Annotated in this window: 8 protein-coding genes, 2 rRNA genes and 2 riboswitches; of the genes, 3 read left to right on the forward strand and 7 right to left on the reverse strand. The window is 50.2% G+C overall.

Annotation, left to right across the window (positions count from 1 at the left end; translation table 11 throughout):
- Positions 1 to 113 precede the first annotated feature (113 nt).
- Both H8L47_RS04450 and H8L47_RS04455 read left to right on the forward strand, forming a co-directional pair.
- Positions 114 to 1,283 carry a cyanophycinase gene (locus tag H8L47_RS04450; protein WP_230413573.1) on the forward strand — a complete coding sequence of 390 codons (1,170 nt, stop codon included), beginning with the start codon at positions 114 to 116 and terminating at the stop codon, positions 1,281 to 1,283.
- A 288-nt stretch (positions 1,284 to 1,571) separates the two neighbouring features.
- Positions 1,572 to 3,176 (forward strand): methyl-accepting chemotaxis protein, encoded by a 1,605-nt coding sequence (locus H8L47_RS04455; RefSeq protein ID WP_186951967.1) that lies wholly within the window; start codon positions 1,572 to 1,574, stop codon positions 3,174 to 3,176.
- A gap of 16 nt (positions 3,177 to 3,192) precedes the next feature.
- On the opposite strand, the gene H8L47_RS04460 is transcribed toward H8L47_RS04455, so the two are convergent.
- Together H8L47_RS04460 and H8L47_RS04465 are read right to left on the reverse strand one after the other, a co-directional pair.
- Positions 3,193 to 4,770, reverse strand: a complete 1,578-nt coding sequence (locus tag H8L47_RS04460; protein WP_186951968.1) for a hypothetical protein — start codon at positions 4,768 to 4,770, stop codon at positions 3,193 to 3,195.
- 184 nt (positions 4,771 to 4,954) lie between these two features.
- Complete coding sequence (locus H8L47_RS04465; RefSeq protein WP_186951969.1) at positions 4,955 to 5,290, reverse strand: energy transducer TonB; 336 nt, start codon at positions 5,288 to 5,290, stop codon at positions 4,955 to 4,957.
- A gap of 683 nt (positions 5,291 to 5,973) precedes the next feature.
- On the opposite strand from H8L47_RS04465, the gene H8L47_RS04470 reads away from it, so the two are divergent.
- The gene (locus H8L47_RS04470) at positions 5,974 to 8,091 is read left to right on the forward strand and encodes a GGDEF/EAL domain-containing response regulator (protein WP_186951970.1); all 2,118 of its coding nucleotides are present in this window, start codon (positions 5,974 to 5,976) and stop codon (positions 8,089 to 8,091) included.
- Between the two features lie 78 nt (positions 8,092 to 8,169).
- Here H8L47_RS04470 and gcvP read toward each other — a convergent pair whose 3' ends face one another.
- From gcvP to H8L47_RS04495, 5 genes are all read right to left on the reverse strand, one after another.
- Entirely contained in the window at positions 8,170 to 11,058 is a 2,889-nt protein-coding gene (gene gcvP, locus H8L47_RS04475) for an aminomethyl-transferring glycine dehydrogenase (protein ID WP_186951971.1), read from the reverse strand.
- A 278-nt stretch (positions 11,059 to 11,336) separates the two neighbouring features.
- Positions 11,337 to 11,714, reverse strand: coding sequence for a glycine cleavage system protein GcvH (gene gcvH / locus H8L47_RS04480; RefSeq protein ID WP_186951972.1), 378 nt, complete (start codon positions 11,712 to 11,714; stop codon positions 11,337 to 11,339).
- A 60-nt stretch (positions 11,715 to 11,774) separates the two neighbouring features.
- Complete coding sequence (gene gcvT / locus H8L47_RS04485) at positions 11,775 to 12,905, reverse strand: glycine cleavage system aminomethyltransferase GcvT (RefSeq protein ID WP_186951973.1); 1,131 nt, start codon at positions 12,903 to 12,905, stop codon at positions 11,775 to 11,777.
- A 72-nt stretch (positions 12,906 to 12,977) separates the two neighbouring features.
- A riboswitch (glycine riboswitch) is annotated at positions 12,978 to 13,100 on the reverse strand.
- Between the two features lie 11 nt (positions 13,101 to 13,111).
- Positions 13,112 to 13,199, reverse strand: a riboswitch (glycine riboswitch).
- 423 nt (positions 13,200 to 13,622) lie between these two features.
- Positions 13,623 to 13,735, reverse strand: a 5S ribosomal RNA gene (gene rrf, locus H8L47_RS04490).
- Positions 13,736 to 13,988: 253 nt separating this feature from the next.
- A 23S ribosomal RNA gene (locus H8L47_RS04495) occupies positions 13,989 to 16,319 on the reverse strand; the annotation flags it as partial.

The raw sequence follows: 16,319 nt of genomic DNA on the forward strand, positions 1-16,319 counted from the left end.
TCAGGATGAAGAAAATGATAATTTTTCTGAAAAATGCAGGTTCGCTACTAATCAGCTTGCGTAGTTTGCGCAACTTACTAAGCTGTATGGCTCTCTTACTCTGTCAATTACCCATGAATGCTCATGCAGAAGACGCCACACTGCAACAATCAAAAGGCTCCCTCGTCATTATCGGTGGTGCCTTGCGGGTAGATAATGCAGTAGTCTGGCAGCGCATCGTGCAACAGGCTGGGGGCAAAGGTGCCAAGATTGCAGTTATCCCTGCGGCAGCGGGCAGCCCGGAAAGATCTGGTGGATTTGCGGTGGAATCCCTGAACCAGAATGGTGCCCAGGCTTTCTTGATACCCTTGTCAGTCAAGCATGCGCAATTCAAACCGGAAGATATCGTCAATGATGCTGTCTGGCTGGATAAGCTGAAAAATGCTAGCGGCGTGTATTTTACTGGCGGCGATCAGGGCCGCATCGTGCAGGCGCTGGTCAAGCCGGATGGTAGCAAGACTGCGATGCTGGAAGCAATCTGGGCGCTATATCAGCGCGGTGGAGTTATCGCAGGTAGTAGTGCCGGTGCTGCCATCATGAGTACCACCATGTTCTATGATGCCAAACCTGTGCTACCAACGCTCAAGTCAGGCGTGACTGATGGCAAGGAGATTGCAGCTGGTCTGGGTTTCATAGGACCGGATGTATTCATAGACCAACACCTGATCATACGTGGCCGCTTTGCCCGCATGCTGCCTGTCATGCTGAAAAAAAATTACAAACTGGGCCTGGGTGTCGATGAAAATACTGCCATGGTAGTGAGCAATCAGGGTGAGGTCGAAGTCATTGGCTATAAAGGTGCCATTCTTTTTGATCTGAGTCAGGCAAAAACGGATGATTCCCAGAAAAATTTTAATCTCAGCAATGCCCGCATCAGCTACCTGGACCGCGGTGACCGTTTCAATTTGCGTAGCAGGACGCTGGTACCATCGACAGACAAGCTGCTACACAAGCTCAATCCTGCTCAAACTAATAATGCTGATCATCGTTTTTATCCCGATATTCTGGCCAATACGGTAGTCACTGACCTGATGTTTCATTTGATCGATGGCAAGCAGGAGCGCGCGATCGGCCTGGCTTTTGGCATGGATAATCCGGCGGAACTGGGTTTTGAATTCAACTTCAGCAAAGTGGCAGAAAGCCTGGGTTACTTTTCCAGCGCGTCTGGTGCCGAGAGCTATACCGTCCACAATCTGCGACTCGATATACGGCCTGTGAGCATGAACCTGCCGATTTATAAGTAAGTCCTTGTAAGCAGGATGGTGCCGAGTACCATCCTGCCGTTCATTCCGATCAAGTATCCAACTGATTTGTCGTTTGTTTGCAAATTCTTCCTCTCTGGCATCTTCGCTTCACTTACAATCAGACCACGGTTTCCGCTGCGCGCCGCAGGCGGGGCCGTGCGCTTGCCAATGATTAAAACTATGCAGACCCGCTCTGAATGCAGGTGGATTAGCAGGAGGTGATACCAGACTCTCTCTCGCATCCGCCCAGCATTGCGGCACACTGCAGCAAACCAGTGAGACCACGCCATGAAACTTAGCACCCGCATCATCTTGCTGTGCGCCATCACCCTGTTCGGCATTTCTGTCATTTCTGCCATTTCTTTGTACTCGCTGCGTCAAACCATGAAAAAGGAGCGTACCGAGCAAATTTCCAACATGGTCGAAATGGCGCATGCAGCGATAGAAAAAGCCCATGCACTGGAACAATCAGGCAAGCTCTCACGTGAAGATGCAGAGAAACAGGCCAAGCTGGCGATTTCCAGTTTCCATAAAGAAGACATGTATTTCTTTGTGCGTGGCTACACAGATGACTTGTTACGGGTACATCCAAAAACATCACGCATAGGGGTGCCGCAAAAGGATATGAAGGAATCAGGCGACCGTTATCGCGCCGCTCTGGCCAAAGGGAAAATAGGCATCGTAGAAGCACCAGGTACCCGGCCCGGGGTAGAAGGCCAGGTAGACAAGATCTATGCCGTCATGCAATTCGCCCCTTGGGACTGGCTGATTGGCACTGGCACCTATCTGGATGACATCAATGATGCCTTCTGGCGGCAGGCCGGCATCATGCTGGGGGTAGGAGCCATCATGATGACCATGGTAGGCGCATTGGCCTGGCATATGACACGTTCCATTCTGCGACAGCTTGGTGGTGAACCTGCGTACGCAGCTGAAGTCGTTGGCCATATTGCAGAAGGTGATCTGACTGCGGATATACAAGTCAAAGACCATGATCAGTCCAGCTTATTGTTTGCAATCAAAACCATGCGTGACAAGCTGGCCTCTGTCGTCAGCGAAGTACGTACTGGGTCGGAGTCCATTGCTACTGCATCGGGTGAAATCGCGTCGGGTAACCTGGATCTGTCTAACCGCACCGAGCAACAGGCAGGCGCGCTGGAAGAGACGTCTTCCACCATGGAGGAACTGACTTCCACAGTCAAACAAAATGCCGACAATGCCAGACAGGCAAATCAACTGGCAATCTCGGCATCTGAAGTGGCGACACAGGGCGGCAATGTCGTTGGCAAAGTGGTGGCCACGATGGGCTCCATCAATGAGTCTTCAAAAAAGATCGTCGATATCATCAGCGTGATTGATGGCATCGCTTTCCAGACCAATATCCTGGCCTTGAATGCCGCAGTGGAAGCCGCGCGTGCGGGTGAACAGGGTCGCGGTTTTGCCGTGGTTGCCAGTGAGGTGCGTAACCTGGCACAGCGCTCAGCCTCTGCAGCCAAAGAAATCAAAACCCTGATAGACAGCTCGGCAGAAAAAGTGGAAGAAGGTGGCAAGCTGGTTGCCATCGCCGGCTCCACCATGGATGAAGTCGTTGCCAGCGTCAGACGCGTGACTGATATCGTCGCCGAGATTGCTTCTGCCAGTCAGGAGCAAAGTTCAGGCATAGAACAAGTCAATCATGCCATCGTTGATATGGATAATATGACGCAGCAAAATGCTGCCCTGGTAGAACAGGCTTCCGCCGCTGCCCAGGCCATGAATGAACAGGCAGCCAGTCTGGCGCAGGTAGTCAATATTTTCAAAGTGCATACCGCAGCAGCGCCCCTGATTAGCCCGGCACGTGCTCAGGCAAGAACGAACTCAGCACAAGCGACACAGCCACGTCGTTTGCGCTAAAGCCTCGTGCAATTCTTCAATCAAGGAATATTTGATTCCTCAAACTATCAACCATGCGCAGGCGCTGTTGGGCCTGCGCACTTGCTGAAGCATGCGGGCCAGTATTGACGTGCAGGTTAATCCTGCTATCTTGCTTGTCAGGATGGGTTTGTGTGCTAACCAGCTTGCCAAGTTCGTAGCTGGACACTGACAGCAAACGGTCACTACTCTTTTCCAGGCTGGCACTATTCAACTGGTTTTTGTCAAAGCCCAGTATCAGCTTGCTGCTGGCATGGTCTTCCACCTTGGAATAGCGATAACTTTGCGAATTCCTGTCACTACTTAAGACCGGCTTTTCATTTGATTTTAACTCCTGATGAAAGGCGGCACTCAATCTGGAATCAAGTATCTGGCTGATGCTGCCATTGGCCGCATGGCCCTGCTGCGTCGTCTTTTGGCTGACCTGATAATTGAAATAATCGCTTTCCTGCAAATGAGCAGGATTGGGGGTGCTCACCACACCAGTGATTTTTGCATTGAAATCCGCAAGCCCGGTTAATAAAGGCTGGGCAGCATCATCCCAGAAGCTTGGCGCACGACCTGGCAATTGCGTGCTTAAATCAGAACCATCTTCTTCGGTATTGATTTTTTGCATGATGGAAAATGCATCCTTATAGAGCGATACCAGTTCTTTGTCAGCACCGCCACGATTGCCTGCAGTATCGATTTGCCCAAGAAATAGTTGTATCGCCTTATTCCTTTGCGCAGCATTGCCACGCAAGCCAGGATTGTCATGACTGACATCAATATCTATTTGCCCACTGGCAGATTTTATGTTGAGCTGATGGTGGGATTGATTGATATTAAAATTCAATTCCTGCTCACCGACTTTAATTTCCAGTTTGAGCGAACTGATGGCAAAAGTGTCGAAGTTTGCCAAGGCATCGAGATTGATACGCTGGTCTGCAAAATAGCTATTGGCAGTTTTCTCCAGGCCAGCCGCCAGTTTTTCCAGCGCCCTGCTCTCGGACTCAGTCAGTTGGGCGCTGCTGCTGGCTTCCACACTCAGGCCATCAGCATTACTTTTGATGGAAAATTCTATACTACGCCCTGATGCCAGCGTGACACTCAGCCCCATGCTTTGATCTGCATTCTCACGCAAATTATTCAACCTGGCCTGGCTTAGTTCAGCCACATTTTGATTAGCGTTTGATTGCGCAGGATAAGTGGCAACCACTGCCTGCTTGAAATCACCTTGAGTGGTTTGAAAACGCTCTATCACGCCAGAGGCAACGCCATTGAAACGTCCTGAAACAGTCGTTAACCTGGCATTTTGCTCCAGCATATAACTGAAAGTATCGTCGCTCTTGTTTTCCAGCCACTGGCTGACCGGATCTGGTACAAAACCAGCCTGGTCATAGGTCTGTGGCATTAACACTGCACGTGCAGTGCGCAAATTGAGCTGATAAGAAGATGATACTGCCACCGGGCTCGCATTATCCAGCGCTACCGATATGCCTGCACCTTGCTTGTCCAAAGCCACAGACTGGCTTGCGCCAGCACGCACATTGACTTGCGTAGCAGGCGTGCTCAGGCTTGAAAGAATAGTCGCCATATCAAGTGTGCATCCTAAAAATAAATTCTTGCATTACGATCAATCAAATAACGACAAGCTTTATAAATTCTTTAATAAAAGCACACCAAAATCACATATCCGAAGACAGCGTTATGTTGCATCACCCATAAAAAAAGAGATGCCATTGCATCTCTTTTTGCGCTGTCACGCTGATATCGGAAGATCAGGAAAGACTCCAGACATATTCCAGCTTGGTCCAGGCTTGCTGAGGTTTGCCATCTTTGGCACCAGGTTTGAATTTGCAGGAAGAATAAATTTTTTGTGTTGCCTTATCCAAAGCCTTGGAGCCACTGGATTTTTCAACCTTGGAATCAACTACGGCACCATCAGGGCCAACCAGGATGGACAAAACTACTGTGCCAGTTTCTTCATTCATCAATGCAGATTTTGGATAAACCGCTTTTTCGCAAGATTGTTTTTCAACAGAAGGAGCGATTTCACTTGCAGATGCAGAGAACGCAGAAACGAATAGTACTGTGGCGAGAATTGATTTTTTCATGTGAATAATGAGATAGACAAGATACAAAGAAAGGAAGAGATTGCCATGCGGAAACAGGGCCATATTTTACTGCACAATTTTTCCGCAAGGCAATTCTTTTTACCTTTAACAGCACGTAGCACTGTTAAAGATTGTGCCCCTCCAATACAAAATGTAACTTCGCTTTGCACTATGCCAATATAGCCTTTCAAAACGTTGCTTTGCGGCATGCCATTTTGCCTTTTTTACACTTCTCTACTAGCCTTCATTCAGGCCCAGTGTCGCCGCGGTTGCCAGACCAGAACTATTGATAAAAATAATTTGTACAGAGGGAGACAACAATCGAACTCAGGAAATTCTGGCCTACTATAAGCAGGTTGCCCCCTGCCTCTACTTTTTTTCTCTAACGATTTACCGCCTGCCTTTTGCCAACCATCTATGGCAACCAAATTGAGAAAAACGCGACTGAGTCACAAACCGCATTTCTTTTAAGACAATGTGCGTCATCGAACAGACGCGCAGTGCGCCACCAAGTAACTTTCCATCCAGTGTCAAGAATAAAACATTTCTTTCACGGTCATACATTTATTGCGAAGTAAACGCGGCGGTGCAGACACGCCGGTCCCCTCATTTGCCTGCAAAAATTACGCTATAGTCCAGCACCATACGCGTTCTTTTTGCGCACCATATTAAGGAGCCGCTTCATGGCCAAGCGAATTCTCGTTGTTACGAATGTTGTTACTGATGCGCTTGCACTCCAGGACGCGCTGCGCAAAGCCCACGATGGCCCTTACGAAACCCAGTTTGCGAGCAGCCTCTCAAACGCACTTGAACAAATACAAAAAAAGCAGATTGACGCAATCCTGGTTGACCTGTCTTTGCCGGATAGTGAAGGCATAGCGACGTTCGAGGCCTTGTTTGAAGTGGCATCCAAAATCCCCATACTTACACTTTGTGATTTGGACGACAGCCTGGCAGTCGAAGCGGTTGGACTAGGCGCGCAAGGCTATCTGACCAAGGGACATTTCTCCAGCTATCTGGTACCGCAATCCCTGCGCAATATCATCCAGCGCAAAGCAGTTGAACAAGCGGCGTATATAGAAAAAGCGCGGGCAGAAATCACCCTTAACTCCATTAGCGATGCGGTGATAGGTACTGATATGGCCGGCAATGTCGACTACCTGAATGTCGCCGCCGAGCACATGACCTTATGGAAACGTGAAGAAGCACAAGGCCAGTCCATCAATCTTGTCATGCCTCTGGTTCAGTGTGAAAATAAACAGGCAAAAGCCAATCCGATTATACAAGTATTGCGACAGGATAAAGCCACGACTTTAACCCCGGGAACCATATTGCTCAGGCGTGATGGCAGTGAAGTGGCAATCGAAGATTCGACTGCTCCCATTCATGACTCTGAAGGCAATATGGCGGGTGCGGTGATGGTATTTCATGATGTTTCGGCGACCCAGGCCATGGCTGTGAAGATGGCACATCTGGCGCAGCATGATTTCCTGACCAATCTGCCCAACCGCGCACTACTGAATGACCGTATTGCCCAGGCAATCGGTTTGGCAAAGCGTCGTGAGACACATCTGGCCATACTTTTTCTTGATCTGGATAATTTCAAGCACATCAATGATTCACTGGGGCACGCCATAGGTGATATGTTGTTAAAATCAGTCACCGAACGCCTATGTGCTTGTGTGCGCAGTTCAGATACTGTCAGCCGCCAGGGTGGCGATGAATTCGTGATCCTGGTGACAGATGATAAGTCTGCCGAGAATGCGGCCTATACAGCTGAGAAGCTATTGAAATCCCTGGCAGCACCGCACAGTATCAACAAACATGAACTGTATGTCACCACCAGCATAGGTATCAGTTCTTACCCCGCTGATGGCACAGACGCAGAGACGCTGATCAAGAATGCAGACACTGCCATGTATCAGGCCAAGGAGAGGGGACGTAATAATTTCCAGTTCTTTAAACCGGAAATGAATGTGCGCGCAGTGGAACGGCAAGTCATAGAAGCCAATCTCAGGCTGGCATTAATACGCAATGAATTCTCGCTACACTATCAACCGAAGATCAATCTGGAAAGTGGTGCCATCACTGGTGCAGAAGCCTTGTTGCGCTGGGCGCACCCACAATGGGGCATGGTACCGCCCATACGTTTTATCCGCATAGCAGAAGACTGCGGTGTCATCGTACCGATAGGCCGCTGGGTCTTGCGTGAGGCTTGTGCACAAACCAAACAATGGCAGGATGACGGACTAACAATTGCAGCGATTTCGGTAAATATTTCTGCAGTTGAATTTCGTCGTCAGGATTTTGTTGAAGGTGTGCGGACGATACTTGCAGAGACAGGTCTCTCACCGAATTGCCTGCAGTTGGAAATTACCGAGAGTGTCCTGATGCACCATGCAGAAGGCAGTGTCGCGATCCTCCAGCAACTGAAAGACATGGGTATACAACTGGCTGTCGATGATTTTGGTACGGGTTATTCCAGCTTGAGTTACTTGAATCAATTCCCGATTGATGTCTTGAAAATCGACAAGTCCTTTGTAAACGATATCGGTGCGTCAAAAACTGATGGCGATGGTGGCATCGTCAGTGCCGTCATTGCGATGGGGAATAGTCTGAATCAGAAAGTAATTGCTGAGGGCATAGAAAAACAAGGGCAACTGTCTTTTTTAAAAGCCCAGCATTGCGAAGAAGGACAAGGCTATATTTTCAGCAGGCCACTGGCTGCAGAGCAATTCGCAAAACTACTGCGTCTGGGTGTTACGGCACATGTACCGATTTCTGCTGTTATGCCGAATTAAACTGCTACAAAACACAGACGCATAAAAAAACGGACATGCAAGCATGTCCGTTTTCATTGACACCAAAGCCGTCAAAGCTTATTCGTAATCACTAACTGGTATGCAAGAGCAGAACAGATTACGATCACCATAAACATTGTCGGCACGGCCAACCGGCGCAAAGTATTTATTCTTGCGCAGGGAAGCTACTGGATAAGCTGCCACTTCACGGCTGTAAGCATGTGACCACTCATTGGCGATCAGCACTTCTGCTGTGTGTGGTGCATGTTTCAGCGGATTGTCCTTGGCATCGAATTCGCCACTGGCAACCTTGGCGATTTCTTCACGGATGCTGATCATGGCATTAATGAAGCGATCAAGTTCAGCCTGTGATTCACTTTCTGTCGGTTCTATCATCAAGGTACCAGGCACAGGGAAGCTCATGGTCGGTGCGTGGAAACCAAAGTCGATGAGGCGTTTGGCCACGTCCTCATTGCTGATGCCAGTAGCATCTGTCAACGGACGAAGATCCAGTATGCATTCATGCGCTACCAGGCCATCATGACCACTGTACAGAACAGGGTAATGGGGTGCCAGGCGTTTGGCGATATAGTTAGCTGCCAGGATCGCTGTTTCTGTCGCGGCCTTCAAACCTTCAGAACCCATCATGGCGATATACATCCACGAGATAGGCAAGATGCTGGCAGAACCAAACGGTGCTGCGCTGACGGCAGAAATACCATCTTCACCACGGACATAACCTGTTGATTTCTGGTTAGGCAAAAACTTCGCCAGATGCGCACCAACTGCAACTGGGCCTACGCCTGGGCCGCCACCACCGTGAGGGATACAGAAAGTCTTGTGCAAGTTCAGATGACTGACGTCGCCACCAAACTTGCCTGGTGCTGCTACGCCGACCAGCGCATTCATATTCGCGCCATCAACATACACCTGGCCACCGTGGCTGTGGACGATTTCACACAATTGCTGTATACCTTCTTCAAACACACCATGCGTGGATGGATAAGTCACCATCGCTGCAGCCAGGTTGGCGCTATGTTTCTCTGCCTTGGCTTGCAGGTCAGCCAGATCAACGTTACCGTTTTCATCGCAGGCAACAACGACCACGTCCATGCCTACCATGCTGGCAGATGCTGGATTGGTGCCATGGGCTGAAGACGGGATCAGGCAGATATTGCGGTGAGCTTCACCTCGAGAAGCGTGGTAAGCCTGTATCACCAGCAAGCCTGCATATTCACCTTGAGAACCGGCATTTGGTTGCAGGGACACGGCGTCGTAGCCGGTCGCTGCGCACAACATGGCTTCGAGCTGATTGATCATTTCGCGGTAACCGGTAGTCTGGTCATTTGGCGCGAATGGATGGATGCTTGAAAATTCTGGCCAGGTCACCGGGATCATTTCGCTGGTGGCATTCAACTTCATTGTGCATGAACCCAGCGGTATCATGGTGCGGTCCAGCGCCAGGTCCTTGTCTGCCAGGCTGCGCAGGTAACGCAGCATTTCATGTTCTGCGTGATAGCGGTTGAAAGTTGGATGTGTCAGGTAAGTCGTGCCGCGTGTCAACTCTGCTGGATAGGCATCATTGACGCCTGCTTCTATCGCAGCAAAATCTGGCGCTGCGGTTACGCCGCTGGCCTTGGCGAAAATCGCCCACAGAGCTTCAACATCGGCACGTGTCACTGTTTCATCCAGAGAGACACCAACCTGTGTTGCGCTGATCTGGCGCAGGTTGTAGCCAGCAGCTTCAGCAGCCTGATGGTAGGCAGCAGCATTAGCGACGTTCACTGTCAGAGTGTCAAAGTAAGTTGTGTTGGCGATAGCCAGACCTTGTTGTTTGAAGCCGCCAGCCAGAACACCAGTCAGACGGTGTACGCGCAAGGCGATCTGGCGCAAGCCTGCAGGGCCGTGATAGACGGCATACATGGATGCAATCACTGCCAGCAAAACCTGGGCGGTACAGATATTCGATGTAGCTTTCTCGCGGCGGATATGCTGTTCACGTGTTTGCAGTGCCAGGCGATAAGCCTTGTTACCTTGAGCATCAATCGTCACGCCAACCAGACGACCTGGCATGCTGCGCTTGAACGCATCGCGTGTGCCCATGTAGCCTGCGTGCGGACCACCAAAGCCCAGTGGTACGCCAAAGCGCTGGCTGTTACCAACGACGACGTCAGCGCCCCATTCACCTGGGGAAGCGATCAGTGTCAGTGCCAGCAAATCGGCAGCAGCGATGACCATCGCACCCTTGGCATGCAAGGTGGCAGCAAATTCGCGGTAATCGCGGATGGCGCCATCAACGCCAGGGTATTGTAGCAAGATACCAAAGCAATCATTATCCAGCGCTTCTGTACCTGTACAAGTACGCACTTCTATACCCAGCGGCTTGGCGCGAGTTTCGATAATTTCGCGGGTCTGTGGCAACACATCGTCGCCAACATAAAACACATTTGATTTGGACTTGCCTACGCGCTGTATCAGCGTCATCGCTTCAGCTGCAGCCGTGCCTTCGTCGAGCATGGATGCGTTGGCAATGTCCATGCCAGTCAGGTCAGTGATGACTTGCTGAAAGTTCAAAATGGCTTCCAGACGACCTTGTGAAATCTCTGGCTGGTATGGCGTATAAGCCGTATACCAGGCAGGGTTTTCAAAGATATTGCGCAGGATCACGCCAGGTGTATGCGTGTTGTAATAACCCTGACCGATCAAGGATTTCAGTACACGGTTTTTCGACGCCAGTGCCTTCAATGTTGCCAGTGCTTCCTGTTCGGATTTGGCTTCTGTGAATTGCGCCAGTGGCAGCACATCGTGACGGCGAATATTGGCCGGAACGATGGCATCAATCAGGGCTGTGCGGTCAGCATAGCCCAGGGTTTTCAGCATGGCGGCTTGTTCTGCTTCAGAAGGGCCGATATGGCGAGCGATGAAAGCGTCGTGCGCTTCCAGTTGAGTCAGTGAAGGACGGGTCATGGTATATGGGGTACAGAAGAGTAACGTGGAATATCAGGCGGAGCTATGCAGGGCAAACCGCATTCAGGCAAATCCATATTAAAAGAGGCGACTTTGGTGAACTGCAATGGCTAAAACGGCAGTGCCTCTCGCGCCCTTGGCGATCATGGCTGCGTTGCAAATGCTCGCGATAGCTTACTATCGCTGCGCTTTGCGCCTTGCCCTGATCACCAAGATGCGCGCCTTTCACTTTCGTTTTAGCCATTACAGTCCACCGGCTACCTGTTTTAACTACATAATCAAGCGATGTTCTTGGCGTAAGCTTCAGCATTCATCAAGGCATCAACATCAGCGATATTTGCTGGCTTCAGTTTGAACAGCCATGCTGCAAACGCATCAGCGTTGATGGATTCTGGTGCATCGGCCAGTGCTTCATTGATACCTACAACTTCACCAGTCACCGGTGCATAAATATCGCCAGCTGCCTTGACAGATTCAACCACTGCGCAATCCTTGCCAGCTTCGAGTGCTGTGCCAACTTTAGGCAAGTCAACGAAAACGATATCGCCCAAAGCATCTTGAGCGAACTCAGTAATGCCGACAGTGATGGTGCCGTCTGCTTCTGTGCGTACCCATTCGTGGGATGTTGTGTATTTCAGGTCTGCTGGTACGTTCATGATGGACTCCAAATAAGTAAATTGTTTTAAATAATAGTCAGTACAAGCTGCGGATGAAAATCATGCAGCCAGGATTTTGCCATTACGGACGAAAGGCAGTTTGACCACAGATGCTGCCAATTGCTTGTCACGGATAACAACATGCACAGTATCGCCTACAGACACGCCCATAGGCAAACGCGCCAGTGCAATTGCCTGTTCCATGGTCGGGCTGAAAGTACCGCTGGTGATTTCGCCTTCACCTTGCGCACAAACCACTTTTTGATGGGCGCGCAGGATGCCGCCTTTTTCACGCAGGATCAGTCCCAGGAACTGGGCATTCTGTCCTTGTGTTTGCAGCGCTTGCTTGCCTACGAAATCACGCTCGCTGACCAGATCGATAGTCCAGGCCAGACCAGCATCGAGCGGGTTGACTGTTTCATCCATATCCTGGCCATACAAATTCATGCCAGCTTCCAGACGCAGAGTGTCACGCGCACCGAGGCCAGCAGGTTTGACACCTGCTGCTACCAAGGCATTCCAAAAATCAGTTACGCGGTCGGCGGAAACAGCAATCTCGAAACCGTCTTCACCGGTATAACCAGTGCGTGCCACCATGACTTCACCAAAGGAAGTGTCGGCAACGATAACTGCGTTAAAAGGTTTGATTTCTGCACTGGCTGCTTTGGTTTCTGGCAAGACTTCCCATGCTTTGGCGCGGGCATTCGGGCCTTGCACTGCCACCAGAGCAAAGGCATTCGCGCCATCGCGGCGCTGGGTAATCGTCAGGCCGCTATTGGTTTCTGCATTGCGGGCATTCATCCAGGCGATGTCTTTTTCTGCCGTGCCAGCATTGACGACGAGACGGAACCAGTTTTCGCTAAAGAAATAAATGATAAGGTCGTCGATGACCGTGCCTTCAGGCTTCAACATGCAGGAATACAGGGCCTTGCCCGCTACCTGCAATTTATCGACATTATTTGCCACCAGGCCACGCAGGAAGCCGCGTACATTCTCGCCCTGCAAATCAACGACGCACATATGGGATACATCAAACATGCCGCAATCAGTGCGCACTGCATGATGTTCTTCGATTTGGGAACCATAGTTGACAGGCATGTCCCAGCCGCCAAAATCAACCATTTTTGCACCAGCCGCACGATGGGCTGCATTGAGGGGAGTTGCCTTGAGTGATGTCGCTGCTTGCGTCATGAGTGCCTCGTTACCAGATTGAAGGGACGAACAAACGCATGCCGGCGAAGAGACGCCACATGCGCTGAAATCGCATACCCCTCTGTCCTGGTACCTGAGAGATTACGGGAGCTATGTATGTTTGCTGCCCGCGCGCACCTTCGGTGGGTAGTCCGGCGACTTGCTCTGCCGCTACCGCTCTCCAGAGTTGGGGCAACTTTTAACTACCCCGTTGATCGGTCCTTTTGCCTGAGAGTTTTTTGGGTATTAGCCCCTTCGGCGGTAACTTTCGTTACGCTCTCCCGATCAAGTAGCGCGATTATATAAGGCTTGCAAGGGCTTGGATAGTTGAGCTTGGAAATATTTACAGAAAAATGACTTCCCCAAACAAACCAATTGCCGAATTGATAAATAAATATCTGATAAAAACACCTCTATATTTATCTCTTTAGCATGAATTCTCGTGTGGCATAGCATATTAAGTTCATTAGAAGCTATGTCGCCTGGAAATAAAATCAGAAACCAAAGACCCAGAGTAAAAGCAGAGCTTTCGCTTGTTCTTGCTGTTCTTGCTTTTCTCGGAGCGACTCTGTGTCTGGGTGCCTCATTGTTGAGAGGTCTTGACCTTGTTTTTGATCTTGTTTTTGATCTTGTTTTTGTTTGTTATTTTTGTTTTTGTTGCGCGCACAAAAGCAAAACCCCCGCTTAACTGAATAAGCGGGGGTATGCGGAATAAAAGCCTGACGATAACCTACTTTCACACTGGTTGCAGCACTATCATTGGCGCGTAATCGTTTCACGGTCCTGTTCGGGATGGGAAGGGGTGGTACCGATTAGCTATGGTCATCAGGCATAACTTGTTGATTGATTGTTCTTCACGCTGAGCTGTGAGGAGCAAAAAATCCAATTCAGAAGAAGTGTCGTAGAGTGTGCGTCAGAGGTGAGTCTTCGCACTAATCAAGAATTTGTTTTGTCACAGCAAGCGAGACCATCGCTTGAGGTAGTGGTTGTGACTGCTGTCGAACTAGCCTGTTGTTTCCACAACTGGCACATTTCGCAAACACTTCACAATACTTGTCGTAGCCTACAACCTGCTAAGGTTATAGGGACAAGCCTTACGGGCAATTAGTACTGGTTAGCTTAATGCATTACTGCACTTCCACACCCAGCCTATCAACGTCCTGGTCTCGAACGACCCTTTAAAGAGATCAAGTCTCTGGGAAGTCTCATCTTAAGGCGAGTTTCCCGCTTAGATGCTTTCAGCGGTTATCTCTTCCGAACATAGCTACTCGGCAATGCCACTGGCGTGACAACCGATACACCAGAGGTTCGTCCACTCCGGTCCTCTCGTACTAGGAGCAGCCCCCTTCAAACTTCCAACGCCCACGGCAGATAGGGACCAAACTGTCTCACGACGTTTTAAACCCAGCTCACGTACCACTTTAAATGGCGAACAGCCATACCCTTGGGACCGGCTACAGCCCCAGGATGTGATGAGCCGACATCGAGGTGCCAAACTCCCCCGTCGATATGAACTCTTGGGAGGAATCAGCCTGTTATCCCCAGAGTACCTTTTATCCGTTGAGCGATGGCCCTTCCATACAGAACCACCGGATCACTATGTCCTACTTTCGTACCTGCTCGACTTGTCAGTCTCGCAGTTAAGCACGCTTATGCCATTGCACTATTAGCACGATGTCCGACCGTACCTAGCGTACCTTCGAACTCCTCCGTTACACTTTGGGAGGAGACCGCCCCAGTCAAACTGCCTACCATGCACTGTCCCCGACCCGGATTACGGGCCAAGGTTAGAACCTCAAATAAACCAGGGTGGTATTTCAAGGATGGCTCCACGCAAACTGGCGTCCACGCTTCAAAGCCTCCCACCTATCCTACACAGATCGATTCAAAGTCCAATGCAAAGCTACAGTAAAGGTTCATGGGGTCTTTCCGTCTAGCCGCGGGTAGATTGCATCATCACAAACATTTCAACTTCGCTGAGTCTCGGGAGGAGACAGTGTGGCCATCGTTACGCCATTCGTGCAGGTCGGAACTTACCCGACAAGGAATTTCGCTACCTTAGGACCGTTATAGTTACGGCCGCCGTTTACTGGGACTTCAATCAAGAGCTTGCACCCCATCATTTAATCTTCCAGCACCGGGCAGGCGTCACACCCTATACGTCCACTTTCGTGTTTGCAGAGTGCTGTGTTTTTATTAAACAGTCGCAGCCACCAGTTTATTGCAACCCCTTCACCCTTCTGCCGCAGGGCAGTCAAGCTACAAGGGCGTACCTTATCCCGAAGTTACGGTACCAATTTGCCGAGTTCCTTCTCCCGAGTTCTCTCAAGCGCCTTAGAATACTCATCTCGCCCACCTGTGTCGGTTTGCGGTACGGTCTCGTATGACTGAAGCTTAGAGGCTTTTCTTGGAACCACTTCCGATTGCTTCAACACCTAAGTGTCTCGTCTCAACCCCTTGAATTACGCTGCCGGATTTGCCTAACAGCCTTCTCCAGGTTAAAAACCGACTATTCCAACAGTCGGACAACCTTCCGCGATCCGTCCCCCCATCGCATCATACGACGGTGCAGGAATATTAACCTGCTTCCCATCAGCTACGCATCTCTGCCTCGCCTTAGGGGCCGACTCACCCTGCTCCGATGAACGTTGAACAGGAAACCTTGGGCTTACGGCGTGGAGGCTTTTCACCCCCATTATCGCTACTCATGTCAGCATTCGCACTTCTGATACCTCCAGCAACCTTTACAAGTCACCTTCGCAGGCTTACAGAACGCTCTCCTACCATATCCCTAAGGATATCCGCAGCTTCGGTGTATAGCTTAGCCCCGTTACATCTTCCGCGCAGGACGACTCGATCAGTGAGCTATTACGCTTTCTTTAAAGGGTGGCTGCTTCTAAGCCAACCTCCTGACTGTTTTAGCCTTCCCACTTCGTTTTCCACTTAGCTATACTTTGGGACCTTAGCTGGCGGTCTGGGTTGTTTCCCTCTTGACACCGGACGTTAGCACCCGATGTCTGTCTCCCTTGCTCGCACTCGTCGGTATTCGGAGTTTGCAATGGTTTGGTAAGTCGCGATGACCCCCTAGCCATAACAGTGCTCTACCCCCGACGGTGATACAAGAGGCACTACCTAAATAGTTTTCGGAGAGAACCAGCTATTTCCAAGTTTGTTTAGCCTTTCACCCCTACCCACAGCTCATCCCCTAATTTTTCAACATTAGTGGGTTCGGTCCTCCAGTGCGTGTTACCGCACCTTCAACCTGGCCATGAGTAGATCACTTGGTTTCGGGTCTACACCCAGCGACTGATTCGCCCTATTCGGACTCGATTTCTCTACGGCTTCCCTATGCGGTTAACCTTGCCACTGAATGTAAGTCGCTGACCCATTATACAAAAGGTACGCAGTCACGGA

This window comes from Undibacterium umbellatum (assembly GCF_014284125.1).
GTDB lineage: Bacteria > Pseudomonadota > Gammaproteobacteria > Burkholderiales > Burkholderiaceae_D > Undibacterium > Undibacterium umbellatum.

Coding starts and splice junctions, on each gene's coding strand:
- H8L47_RS04450 (WP_230413573.1), top strand. CDS start 114: ATGAATGCTCATGCAGAAGACGCCACACTGCAACAATCAAAAGGCTCC.
- H8L47_RS04455 (WP_186951967.1), top strand. CDS start 1,572: ATGAAACTTAGCACCCGCATCATCTTGCTGTGCGCCATCACCCTGTTC.
- H8L47_RS04460 (WP_186951968.1), bottom strand. CDS start 4,770: ATGGCGACTATTCTTTCAAGCCTGAGCACGCCTGCTACGCAAGTCAAT.
- H8L47_RS04465 (WP_186951969.1), bottom strand. CDS start 5,290: ATGAAAAAATCAATTCTCGCCACAGTACTATTCGTTTCTGCGTTCTCT.
- H8L47_RS04470 (WP_186951970.1), top strand. CDS start 5,974: ATGGCCAAGCGAATTCTCGTTGTTACGAATGTTGTTACTGATGCGCTT.
- gcvP (WP_186951971.1), bottom strand. CDS start 11,058: ATGACCCGTCCTTCACTGACTCAACTGGAAGCGCACGACGCTTTCATC.
- gcvH (WP_186951972.1), bottom strand. CDS start 11,714: ATGAACGTACCAGCAGACCTGAAATACACAACATCCCACGAATGGGTA.
- gcvT (WP_186951973.1), bottom strand. CDS start 12,905: ATGACGCAAGCAGCGACATCACTCAAGGCAACTCCCCTCAATGCAGCC.